The organism is Actinomadura rugatobispora, assembly GCF_042656285.1.
Classification (GTDB): domain Bacteria; phylum Actinomycetota; class Actinomycetes; order Streptosporangiales; family Streptosporangiaceae; genus Spirillospora; species Spirillospora rugatobispora.
On sequence record NZ_JBHSON010000095.1, the window covers coordinates 35,791 to 47,218 of the forward strand.

The 11,428-nt window shown below is 74.0% G+C and carries 10 protein-coding genes; 4 read left to right on the forward strand and 6 right to left on the reverse strand.

Annotation, left to right across the window (positions count from 1 at the left end; translation table 11 throughout):
* The first annotated feature begins 36 nt into the window (after positions 1 to 36).
* From ACFPZN_RS44615 to ACFPZN_RS44630, 4 genes are all read left to right on the forward strand, one after another.
* Entirely contained in the window at positions 37 to 1,194 is a 1,158-nt protein-coding gene (locus ACFPZN_RS44615; RefSeq protein ID WP_378289023.1) for an ROK family transcriptional regulator, read from the forward strand.
* A 245-nt stretch (positions 1,195 to 1,439) separates the two neighbouring features.
* Positions 1,440 to 1,934: a (2Fe-2S)-binding protein gene (locus ACFPZN_RS44620; RefSeq protein ID WP_378289025.1), complete on the forward strand. Its 495-nt coding sequence runs from the start codon at positions 1,440 to 1,442 to the stop codon at positions 1,932 to 1,934.
* 2 nt (positions 1,935 to 1,936) lie between these two features.
* On the forward strand, positions 1,937 to 2,926 hold the full coding sequence (locus ACFPZN_RS44625) for an FAD binding domain-containing protein (RefSeq protein WP_378289028.1): 990 nt from the start codon (positions 1,937 to 1,939) through the stop codon (positions 2,924 to 2,926).
* Entirely contained in the window at positions 2,923 to 5,130 is a 2,208-nt protein-coding gene (locus tag ACFPZN_RS44630; RefSeq protein ID WP_378289030.1) for a xanthine dehydrogenase family protein molybdopterin-binding subunit, read from the forward strand. The genes ACFPZN_RS44625 and ACFPZN_RS44630 overlap by 4 nt, the downstream gene beginning before the upstream one ends.
* A 24-nt stretch (positions 5,131 to 5,154) precedes the next feature.
* Here ACFPZN_RS44630 and ACFPZN_RS44635 read toward each other — a convergent pair whose 3' ends face one another.
* The 6 genes from ACFPZN_RS44635 to ACFPZN_RS44660 form a co-directional block, all read right to left on the reverse strand.
* Complete coding sequence (locus ACFPZN_RS44635) at positions 5,155 to 6,582, reverse strand: aldehyde dehydrogenase family protein (RefSeq protein WP_378289032.1); 1,428 nt, start codon at positions 6,580 to 6,582, stop codon at positions 5,155 to 5,157.
* Positions 6,583 to 6,638: 56 nt separating this feature from the next.
* On the reverse strand, positions 6,639 to 7,808 hold the full coding sequence (locus tag ACFPZN_RS44640) for a mandelate racemase/muconate lactonizing enzyme family protein (protein ID WP_378289034.1): 1,170 nt from the start codon (positions 7,806 to 7,808) through the stop codon (positions 6,639 to 6,641).
* Positions 7,805 to 8,728, reverse strand: a complete 924-nt coding sequence (locus ACFPZN_RS44645; protein ID WP_378289036.1) for an NAD(P)-dependent oxidoreductase — start codon at positions 8,726 to 8,728, stop codon at positions 7,805 to 7,807. Before ACFPZN_RS44645 ends, ACFPZN_RS44640 begins: the two co-directional genes overlap by 4 nt.
* Entirely contained in the window at positions 8,725 to 9,774 is a 1,050-nt protein-coding gene (locus tag ACFPZN_RS44650; RefSeq protein WP_378289038.1) for an ABC transporter substrate-binding protein, read from the reverse strand. Before ACFPZN_RS44650 ends, ACFPZN_RS44645 begins: the two co-directional genes overlap by 4 nt.
* On the reverse strand, positions 9,771 to 10,595 hold the full coding sequence (locus ACFPZN_RS44655) for an ABC transporter ATP-binding protein (protein WP_378289041.1): 825 nt from the start codon (positions 10,593 to 10,595) through the stop codon (positions 9,771 to 9,773). Before ACFPZN_RS44655 ends, ACFPZN_RS44650 begins: the two co-directional genes overlap by 4 nt.
* On the reverse strand, positions 10,592 to 11,428 hold an 837-nt coding region (locus ACFPZN_RS44660), incomplete at its 5' end, for an ABC transporter permease (protein WP_378289043.1). The genes ACFPZN_RS44660 and ACFPZN_RS44655, both read right to left, overlap by 4 nt.

The window sequence follows — 11,428 nt, forward strand, 5'->3', positions numbered from 1 at the left end:
AGTATGTTCAGCGTCGTAATTCGCTACCCTCGGCCGGTGGCCAACCCACCGAACCAGCGGATCGAACGCAGCAGGCGCGCGATCCTCGACGCGCTGAAACAGTCCTTCCCCGCGACCCGGCAGGAGCTGAGCCGCCGGACCGGGCTCGCGCCCAGCACGGTGGCGGGCATCGTCCGGGGCCTGCTGGCCGAAGGGCTGGTGCACGAGCACGCGGCCAGCGACCACGCGGGACGCGGCAGACCGTCGTCACGGCTGTCGCCGCGCCGCCCTCCCGGACATCTCGTCGGGATCGACTTCGGGCACACGCACATCTCGGCGGTGCTCGCCTCGACCGCGCAGGAGGTGGTCGCCGAGGGCAGGGTGCCCCTCGACGTGGACGCCTCGGCGGGCAACGCGCTCGACCAGGCGGCGGCCCTGGTCGCCGACCTGCTGGACCGGACGGGCGTCCCGGCCGGTTCGGTGCTGCGGACGGCGGCGGGGATCCCGGGACCGATCAACCAGGAGACCGGCCGGATCCAGTCGGCCACGATCCTCGCGGGCTGGGCCGGGGTCCGGCCCCGGGAGGAGCTGACCGACCGGCTCGGCGGCGAGGTCCTGATCGCCAACGACGCGGAGCTCGCCGCGCTGGCCGAGCACACGCACGGGGCCGGACGGGACGTGTCCGACCTGGTGTACGTCAAGGCGTCGCACGGCATCGGGGCCGGGCTGATCCTCGCGGGCAGGCGCTACACCGGGGCGTACGGGGCGTCCGGGGAGATCGGGCACACGCTGATCCAGGAGGGCGGGGCGCAGTGCCGGTGCGGGCAGCGCGGCTGCCTGGAGTCGGTGGTGTCGATCGACGAGGTGTGGAGGCAGCTCACCGCGGCGGGCCTGCCGCTTCCCGAACGGCCCGGCGACCTCTCCCTGGACGCCCTGGTCGACAACCCGGTGGCGGCCCGGATCGTCGCCGACGCGGGGCGCAGCATCGGACGCGTCCTGTCCGACCTGTGCAACGCCCTGGACCCCGCCATGCTCGTCATCGGCGGCGAGCTCGCGACCGGAGGGGACCCCCTCCTGGAGGGGATCCGCGAGTCCCTGCGCCGCTTCGCCCAGCCCGCGATCAGCGACCGCGTCCGAGTCCGCTCGTCCGCCCTGGGCCCCCGCGCGGGCCTGGTCGGGGCCCTGACCCTCGCCGCCACCGAATCCACTCCCTGAGAGGACTGATCGAGGTCCCGTTGAACCCTTTATGGGATGCCATTGAATTTCACGGTCGGGTCGGATTCCCGCCCTCGGTTTATCGCTCTGAGGTGCCGGTTATCTAGGGGACGATGGCCGCTCGACCAGGACCGATGGTCGGCTCGGGGAAATTCCGCGCTGGGCGAGGTCTTCTTTCATGTGCGGCACGAGGCGGCACGAGCCCGGCTCGCGAGTCCGGCTGGAGAGTTCGGAATCGAGGCACGATGAGGATGGAAGAGACGGCGCCCGCGGTCCCCCGGGTGGAGATCACTCTCAAGGTCAACGGCCGGTCTCACCGGCTGCGGCTCGACGCCCGGGTGACCCTGCTGGACGCGCTGCGCGACCATCTGGCCCTGACCGGGGCGAAGAAGGGCTGCGACCAGGGCACCTGCGGGGCCTGCACGGTGCTGGTGGACGGCAGGCGCGTGGTGGCCTGCCTGATGCTCGCGGCGCAGTGCGAGGACCGCGAGGTCACCACCATCGAGTCCCTTTCGGAGGGAGGGGCGCCGCACCCCGTGCAGGAGGCGTTCGCGCGGCACGACGCGTTCCAGTGCGGCTACTGCACGCCGGGTCAGATCATGTCGGCGCTGGCACTGATAGGCGAGGGGCGGGCCGGCTCGGAAGAGGACATCCGCGAATTCATGAGCGGCAACATCTGCCGCTGCGGCGCCTATCCGAACATCCGCGCGGCGATCCGCGACGTCGTGGCGGGAGGCTGACGATGCGCCCCTTCGAATACGCCCGCGCCGCGGACACCGAGCAGGCCGTCGCCGTGGCCACCGCCGACCCGGACACCTCCTACCTCGCCGGCGGCACCACGCAACTGGACCTGATGAAGGACGGCGTGCTCGGCCCCGGGCGGCTCCTCGACATCACCAGGCTCCCGCTGGGCGGCGTCACGCACCTGGACGACGCGGTCCGGATCGGCGCGCTGACCACGATGGAGGAGCTCGCCGCCGATCCGGTGGTGGGGCGGCGGCTGCCGTTCGTCCGGGAGGCGCTGCTGCTGGGGGCGTCGACCCAGCTGCGCAACATGGCGACGATCGGGGGCAACCTGCTGCAACGGGCCCGCTGCCGCTACTTCCGGGACCCGACCGTCCCGGCCTGCAACAAACGCGACCCCGGATCGGGCTGCGCGGCCATCGACGGCATCCAGCGCATGCACGCCATCCTGGGCACCAGTGACCACTGCATCGCCCTGCACGCCTCCGACCTCGCCGTCCCCCTGGCGGCCCTCGACGCCCTCGTCCACATCCAGGGGGTGGGCGGCCGGCGGACCGTCCCGCTGACCGAGTTCTACCTCCCGCCCGGCAGCACCCCGCACATCGAGAACGTGCTGCGACACGGCGAGCTGATCACCGAGGTCGAGGTGCCGCTGCTGCCGGAGGGGGCGCGGTCCCGCTACCTGAAGGTCCGCGACCGGGTCTCCTACGAGTTCGCGCTCACCTCCGCGGGTGTGGCCCTGGCGGTGGACGGCGGCGTCGTCCGGTGGGCGCGGATCGCGCTGGGCGGGGTCGGCACGATCCCCTGGCGCGCGTGGAAGTCCGAGGACCTCCTGCGGAACGCGCCCGCGGACCGCGGCGCCTTCCGTGCCGCGGCCGAGGCCGCCCTTGAGGGGGCCAGGCCGCTGCCCGGCACCGCGTTCAAGGTGGATCTGGCCGGACGCACGCTGGTGCGCGCGCTGGAGATGGCCGCGGGAGCCGCATCATGACCACTCTGGAGACGCGCCCGGTCATCGGCGCGGGGATCGACCGCGTGGACGCCCCGCTGAAGGTGACGGGCAAGGCGCAGTACCCCAACGACGTCGACCGTCCGGGCATGGCGCACGCCGCCCTGGTGCGCAGCACCATCGCCGCCGGGCGGATCCGCGGCATCGACGCCGCCGAGGCCGAGGCGGCCCCGGGCGTGCTCGCCGTCATCACGCATTTGAACGCGCCGAGGCTGGAGCGCGGGCCGACGACCCTGCTGGGCCCGTCCCCGCCCGCCCCGCTCCAGGACGAGCGGATCCTGCACTACGGGCAGCACGTCGCCGTCGTGGCGGCCACCACCGCGGAGCAGGCCAGGCACGCCGCGTCGCTGGTACGGGTCGACTACGAGCCCGCCAGGGCCCTGCTCGGCATCGACGAGCCGGACGCCGAGGTGCTCGTCAACCCCTGGAACCTCGACCACGAGCGCGGGGACGTGCGGGCCGGGTTCGCGGCGGCCGACGCCGTGGTCGAGGGCACCTACACCACCCCCGACAACACCAACAACCCGCTCGGCCTGATGTCCGTGGTCGCCGCCTGGGACGGCGACGCGCTCACCGTCCACGAGTCCACCCAGTGGCCGCACAACGTCCGCACCTCGCTCGCGGCGATCTTCAAGATCCCCGAGAGCCGGGTCCGGGTCCTGGCCCCCTTCGTCGGCGGCGGCTTCGGCGCCGGGCTGCGCATGTGGCCGCACGTCGTCCTCACCGTGCTGGCCGCCCGCCGGATCGGACGGCCGGTGAAGCTGGTGCTCACCCGGCCGGAGATGTTCACGGCGGTCGGGCACCGGCCCAGCAGCGTCCAGCACATCAGGCTGGGCGCCACCGCCGCCGGCGACCTCGTCGCCGTCGAGCACGAGGGCGTCTCGCCGGTGGCGATGGACGACGAGGACTACGAACCGGTGTCGCTCGGCTCGGCCGTCTCCTACGCCTGCCCCAACGCCCGCACCCGCGACCGGCAGGTACGGCTCAACATCCCGTGCCCCGGGTCGATGCGAGGCCCCGCCGAGGGCCAGGGCAACTTCGCCCTGGAGTCGGCCATCGACGAACTCGCCCACGCCATCGGCATGGACCCGCTCGAATTCCGCCTGCGGAACTTCGCGGAGGAGCACCCGCCGACCGGCCTGCCATGGTCGAGCAACGCCCTGCGCGAGTGCTACGAGCGCGGCGCCGAGCGCTTCGGCTGGTCACGCCGGAGCCCGGAGCCGGGCAGCATGCGCGACGGCCGCTGGCTCGTCGGCTACGGCCTGGCCGGGGTCGCCTACCCCGCCTACCAGGCGCCGTGCCAGGCGCGCGCCTCGCTGAACCGCGACGGGTCGGCGTACGTGCGCAGCGCGGCCACCGACATCGGCACCGGCACCTACACGGTCATGACCCAGCTGGCGGCCGACCTGCTCGGCCTGGCCACGGCGCAGGTGCGGTTCGACCTTGGCAGCTCCGACCTGCCCTACTCGCCGCAGGCCGGCGGCTCCGGCCTCACCGGCGCCCTCGGCAACGCCGTCCACGCGGCCTGCCGCGGCCTGGTGGGGGAGTTCCTCGACCTGACCGCCGCCGACCCCGGCTCGCCCCTGCGTGGAGCCGGGATCGACGACGTCGCGGTGAGCGAGGGCCGCATCCACCTGGCCGGCGACCCGCGCAGAGGCGAGGCGTACACCGACATCCTGGCCCGCCACGGCCTGGAGGGGCTGAGCGCCGACGGCCGGAGCACCCCGCCCGGCTCCGAGGACCTCGGGATGGCCGTCGCCGGCGCGTTCGGCGCCAAGTTCGTCGAGGTCCGCGTCGACCCGGACCTGGGACTCCTGCGGGTGGCGCGGGTGGTGTCGGGCATCGACGGCGGCCGCATCCTCAACGCGAAACTGGCCACCAGCCAGATCGTCGGCGGCACCGTCGGCGGCATCGGCCAGGCCATGTTCGAGGACACCGCCACCGACGCGGAGACCGGCCGCATCGCCAACGCGACCTTCGGCGACTACCTGGTGGCCGTCAACGCCGACGTCCCGGACATGGACGTGTTCTTCGCCGGCGGGCCCGACCGGGCGACGCCGATCGGCACCAAGGGCGTCGGCGAGATCGGCCTGGTCGGCATCGCCGCCGCCGTCGCCAACGCCGTCCACCACGCCACCGGACGCCGGATCCGCTCCCTGCCGATCACCATCGACCGGCTGCTCTGACGGGCCCGCCGGCGTGCCGGCGGGTCACGGGCGGGCGATGGAGAGGGTCTGCGGTGCGGTGAACTCCAGGAGACCGGCCAGCCCGCCCTCGCGGCCGTAGCCGCTCAGCCCGAACCCGCCGAACGGCACCTCGGGGGAGTTCGGGGCGCCGTTGTTGATCCCGACGATGCCGATCCGGAGCCGCTCGGCCAGCGCGGCCGCGGCCGCCGCGTCCGCGCCGCACACGTAACCGCCCAGCCCGAAGTCCCATCCGTTGACCTCCTCGACCAGCGCGTCCTCGTCGGAGTACGGGCGCACGCCGACGACAGGGCCGAAGACCTCCTCCGTCCAGACGGGCAGGTCGTCGCCGGGATCGGCCACGACGGCCGGGGCGACGAAGGATCCGGCGGAGGGGACGTCCCCGTCCTGCCGGACGTCGGCTCCGGCCGCCCGCGCCTCCTGGACGAGGGCGTCGAGCCGTTTCACGTGCGAGGCGTCGATCACCGGGCCGAGATCGGTCGCCTCGTCGCGCGGGTCCCCCACGCGCAGCGCGCGGGAGCGGGCGGTGAACGCTTCGACGAAGCCGCCGTACAGGCTCTCGTGGACGAGCACGTTGTTGGCGGCGATGCAGGACGCGCCGTTGTTGCGGTACTTCGCGACCAGGAGGGTCTCGACGGCGGCGTCCAGCTCGGCGTCGGCGCGCACGATGAAGGGGGCCCGGCCGCCGAGTTCGAGGAGCGGCTTGGTGAGCGTGGCCCCGGCGCGTCCGGCGATCAGCTTGCCGACCCGGGTCGAGCCGGTGAAGCTGACGGCGGCCACGCGCGGGTCGTCCAGGAGCGCGCCGGTCACCTCCGTTCCGGCCCCGGCGACGGTGGTCAGCGCGCCCGCGGGCAGGAAGGGTTCGAGGATCTCGGCGAAGCGCAGCCCGGACAGCGGCGTCAGCTCCGACGGCTTGAGCACGGCCGTGCACCCGGCCGCGAGCGCGGCGGCGACCTTGCGGGCCGGGATCGACAGCGGGAAGTTCCACGGGGTCACCGCCGCGACCACCCCCAGCGGCCGGTGCCCGATCAGGAAGCGGCGCCCGGCGGTCAGCCGCTGCTCGCCGTGCAGGCCGACGGCCGCGTCGGCGAACCAGTCCAGGAACGCGGCGGAGAAGCCCACCTCGGCCCGCGCCTCGGCCAGCCGCTTGCCGCTCTCCCTGGTGACCAGCAGAGCCAGGTCTTCGGCGGTGCCGGGATCGCGGAGGGCGTCCGCGGCCGCCCGCAGCCGGCGGGCACGTTCGGCCGGGGGCGTCGCCGCCCACCCGGGCTGGGCGGCGGCAGCGGCGTCCACGGCGCTGCTCGCGGCGGCCGCGCCGGCCGCCGCGGCCGTCCCGGACGGCTCGCCGTCACGCGGGTCGGCCACCTCCAGCCGGTCGCCGCCGCCGAGGGCGCCGCCGCCGAACCGGGCACCGGGCACGACGTCGAAGCTCATGCAGAACCAACTCCTTGTATCCGAGGTATCCGAGGTATCCGAGGTGTTCGAGGCGGTCAGCGCGCGGTCCACCGCGCGGAATGGACGGTGCGGGACGCGGCGCGCTCCTCGTCGATCGTCACGCCGAGCCCCGGCCCGGACGGGACGCGCAGCGCCCCGCCCGACGCCTCGGGCGGCGGGACGGTCAGCTCGGTCCGCAGCGGGTCGTCCCGGACGTCCAGTTCGACCCACGCGGCGCCGGCCGCCGCGGCCACATGGGCGGCGGCGGTGAGCCCGAGCGCGCCCGAGTAGCAGTGCGGGCTGAACCCGGTGCCGTGCGCGGCCGCCGCGCGCCCGACCGCGAGCGCGGTGGTGACGCCGCCGGTCTTGGCGGTGTCGGGCTGGACGTGCGCGACGGCGGGGGAGGCCAGGTAGCGGGTGAAGGCGTCGAGCGTGTAGACGTTCTCGCCGGTCGCGAGCGGCATCCCGGTCTCGGCGTGCACGTGCTCGAGGTCGGCGAGGGCGTTGCCGTCCACCGGTTCCTCACACCATTGGACGCCGTGGTCGCGCAGCACCGCGCACATCCGGACGGCCTCCGGCACCGACCAGGCCTGGTTGGCGTCCGCGAACAGCGCGACCCCGTCGCCGGCCGCCGCGCGGGCCGCGCGCACGATCGCCACGTCCCGCTCCTCCCCGAAGCCGATCTTGACCTTCAGCGCGCGGAACCCCCGGGCCACCGCCCGTTCGGCGAGCTCCTCGACCCGGTCGGGGCCGATCCCGCTGGCGTAGACGGGCACCTCCTGAAGCGGAGCGTCCGGGCCGTCCGGGGCCGCCAGCAGTGCCGCGAGCGGGCGCCGCGCCGCCTTGCCCGCCAGATCCCACAGCGCCATGTCCACGCCGCTGATCGCCTGCCACACCGGTCCGGGCGCCCCCCACTGCCGGCCCAGCGGGAGCAGCCTGGCGGTCAGCCGGCGGCGCAGCGCGCCGATGTCGCGGGCGTCCGCGCCGAGGAGGACCGGCACGGCGCCCTCCTCCAGCGTCGCGACCCGTTCGCGCCACGCCCAGGCCGGGTGGTTGACCCAGCTCTCCCCGATGCCGGTCAGGTCGCCGGACCGGATCTCGACCACGCAGGCGCGCCGGCTGGCCAGCGCCGCGAACGACATCCGCACCGGATCGGGGAGCGGGGCCTCGAAGACCCTGACCCGCACCTCGTCGATCGGCAGCGGCATCCAGGAGGGCACGGTCACGCGGTCCCGCCGGCGGACGCGTCCGCGCCGGTCGCCGCGCCGGATTCCGGTGCGGCGGCGAGCTCGGTGTAGAGGCGGTGGACGGCGCCGGTGTCGGCGGCCCCCAGCCCCCGGTACAGCGCCAGCCGGTTCACCTGGTCCACCGCCGTGGCGATGAAGGCGGGCGTCCCGTTCTCCCGGGCCAGCGCCAGCGCCAGCCGGTTGTCCTTCTCCAGCAGCCCGAGCGCGAACGCCGGCGTGTGGTCACCCGCGATGATCTTCGGGGCGAGCTCGCGGAACAGGTTGCTGACCGTCGCGGCACCGGAGTCGGCGACGGTGCGCGCGAACACCTCCGGGTCGACACCGGCCGGCCCGCAGAGCGCCAGGGCCTCCGCGGTGACCGCGTTGATCGCCCCGAACATCAGGTTGTTCAGCAGCTTCACCACGCTTCCGGCGCCGACGTCCCCGACGCGCACGACGGCGCGCGCGATCGTGCCCTCCAGCAGCGGCCGGACCCGTTCCACGGCCGCGGGGTCGCCCCCGGCGGTGAGCGTCCAGTTCCCGCACTTGTCGGGACGGCCGAGCACGGGCGCGTCCAGGTAGGCGGCGCCCGCCGCCTCCACGGCCCGCGCCGCCGCCCGCGCGCCGTCCGGATCGATGGTGGAGATGTCGACCACGACGCTGCCCGGCCGGAGCCGCCCGGCCAGCACCCGCTCGGCGAGCCCGGTCACGTCGTCGGGGCCGGGGAGGGAGAGGACCAGCACGTCCGCCCGCTCGGCGACCTCGCCCGCGCCGCCCGCGGGGACCACCCCGGCCTCCGCCGCCGCGGCGACCCGCTCCGGAGCCAGGTCGTGCCCGTGGGTCGGGGCGGCCGCGGCCAGCCGGACGGCCGCCCGGCCGCCCATCGCGCCCAGCCCGATGACGCCTATCGTCGTGGTCACGAGGCCTCCTTGTGCGCGCTCAGGAAGATCTGCGGATCGAAGTAGGTGGACGGCTCCTTGTACTCGGGGAGCCCGCCCAGCTCGACGAACGTGCGGGTGGTGCGGCCGAGCCAGCCCGCCGCGGTGCCGTCGGCGTAGTACGTCGCCCACTGGTCGCCGGTGAACGTCTTCTCGAACCCGAAGTCGTGCTTGACCTGCTCGAACGGGGCGTCGTTCCGGTAGGCGTGCTGGTGCACCTTGCGCAGGCTGCCGTCAGGGTCGCCGAGGAGCGCCGCGTTGATCTCGATCCAGGCGGCGGCGATCTTCTTGAGGGTGTCCTTGTCCTTCTCGTAGAAGGAGTTGCGCGCGACCCACCCGCCCGCGATCGCGGTCCGCGGGTAGTACTTCCCCGCGGAGGTGAGCAGCTTGGCGCCGGGCACGCTCTTCTTGACCTGCAGGTCGAACGGCACCCACAGCGCCACCGCGGGAACCGCGCCGCTGATGAAGGAGTTCACGGCGGCGGGCATCGGCGAGTTGACGATGGAGACCTTCTCCGGGTCGACCTTCTCGGCCTTCAGCGCGTTGTGGAGGAAGACGTGCGCGGTGGTGCCCTCGGTCGTGGCGACCTTCTTGCCCGCCAGGTCCGCGAGCGAGTCGATGCCCGAGTCCTTCCGCACGTACAGCTGCGCGGTGTCGTACTCGATGTCGTTCAGCAGGAACACCTTGCCCTGCCCGCGCGCGGGGAAGTTGGCGGCGACCGCGCCCATGATGGCGATGTCGATGGAGCCGCCGGTCAGCGCCTGGCTCTCGGCGATGCCGGTGTCGAACTTGACCGGCTGCAGCTTCAGCCCGTGCTTTTCGAACGTTCCATTGACCTGGCCGAGCCACAGGTGCGTGTCCACCGCGACCGTGTGCAGGTAGCCGACCTTGACGACCTTGAGGCCGTCCGACCCGGTCTCACCGCCGGCCGGGTCGCCCTCCAGCGCGCAGCCGGTGACGGCCAGCAGCAGGGCGAGCACCGACACGACCAGCGGCAACGGCCGCCGCCTCCGCCTGTTGACGATCACGCCGCGGTTCCTTTCTCGAGGTTCGAGGACTGCGACCGCAACACCCCTTCAAGATGGCGGCGCAGCTCGATGAATTCGGGGGTCAGCCTGGTCTCGGCGGTGCGCGGCATGCCGATGCCGACGTCCACCACCTCGCAGACCTTCGCGGGCCGGGCCGACATGACCACGACCCGGTGCGAGAGGAAGATCGCCTCCTCCACGGAATGGGTGATCAGCAGCACCGTCTTGCGCTCGGCCAGCTGGGTCCCGTGCAGCAGCTCCTGCATGAACTCGCGGGTCTGCGCGTCCAGCGCGGCGAACGGCTCGTCCATCAGCAGCACGTCGGGGTCGGGGGCGTAGGCGCGGGCGATCGCGACCCGCTGCCGCATCCCGCCCGACAGCTCCTTCGGATAGGCCCGCTCGAACCCGGTCAGGCCCATCAGGTCGACGTAACGGGCGACGATGGCCGCGTGCTCGGACCTGGGGATCGTGCACGCGCCGAGGCGCAGGCCGAACGCGATGTTGTCGGCGACGGTCAGCCAGGGGAAGATCGCGTACTGCTGGAACACCACGCCGCGGGCCGGGCTCGGACCGCCGACCTCGGCGCCGCCGGCCAGCACCCGCCCCGCGTCCGGCGACTCGAACCCGCCGGCCATGTTGAGCAGTGTGGACTTGCCGCATCCGGACGGCCCCACCACGGAGACGAACTCGCCCTGCTCGACGGCGAAGTCCACACCGTCCAGCACCCGCAGGGTCTCGCCCCGCCCGCTGAAGGACTTGCGCACCCCGCGGAAGGCGAGCGCCTCGCCGCCCTCGTGTTCCCGTGCGGCTCCGCCGCTCATTCGCCCGTCCTCTCCTGCCAGCGCGTCGCCCTCCGCATCAGCACCCGGAGCACCCGGTCCATGGCGAGCGCGACGATCCCGATGAGGGTGATGCCGACGTACACCTCGTCGATCTTGAAGAAGTTGCCCGCGTTCTGGATCACCGCGCCCAGCCCGCGCTGCGCCGCCACCAGCTCGGCGGCCACGAGCGTCGCCCAGGACACCCCGAGTGCGACCCGGACCGCGACCAGGAACTGGGGGACCGACAGCGGCAGCACGCAGCGGGTGAACACCTCGGTCCGGGAGGCGCCGAGCGACCGCGCCGCCTTGATGTAGAGCGGGTCGATCGAGGCGATGCCCTCGTGCACGACGATGACCGCGGTGAAGAACGAGGCGTACACCAGGACCGAGATCCGGGCCGGCTCGCCGATCCCGAAGTACACGACGACCAGCGGGATCAGCGCGATCGGCGGCAGCGCGCGGAAGAAGCCGATCAGCGGGTCGAGCATCGCCCGCAGCGGCCGGTACCAGGCCAGCAGGAAGCCCACCGGGACCGCGGCCGCGGTGCCGATCGCCACGCCGAGGAACACCCGGGTGACGCTGACCCGGACGTCCAGCAGCAGCCCCTGCCCGGTGAACCCGCGCCAGGCCGCGGCGACGACCTCGTCCGGGCGCGGCAGGAGGCCCGCCGCGACGAAGCCTGAGGCGTGCAGGGCGTACCAGGCCGCGATCATCAGCGCGAAGCCGGCGAGCCCGTAGCCCGCGCGCCCCAGGCCCGCCCGGACGCGCGGCCGCCCGGGGCGACCGGGGCGACCTGGGCGACCGCGCCGCGGCCGCTCGGGCGCCGGCGCGCG

Coding starts and splice junctions, on each gene's coding strand:
- ACFPZN_RS44630 (WP_378289030.1), top strand. CDS start 2,923: ATGACCACTCTGGAGACGCGCCCGGTCATCGGCGCGGGGATCGACCGC.
- ACFPZN_RS44620 (WP_378289025.1), top strand. CDS start 1,440: ATGAGGATGGAAGAGACGGCGCCCGCGGTCCCCCGGGTGGAGATCACT.
- ACFPZN_RS44655 (WP_378289041.1), bottom strand. CDS start 10,595: ATGAGCGGCGGAGCCGCACGGGAACACGAGGGCGGCGAGGCGCTCGCC.
- ACFPZN_RS44635 (WP_378289032.1), bottom strand. CDS start 6,582: ATGAGCTTCGACGTCGTGCCCGGTGCCCGGTTCGGCGGCGGCGCCCTC.
- ACFPZN_RS44625 (WP_378289028.1), top strand. CDS start 1,937: ATGCGCCCCTTCGAATACGCCCGCGCCGCGGACACCGAGCAGGCCGTC.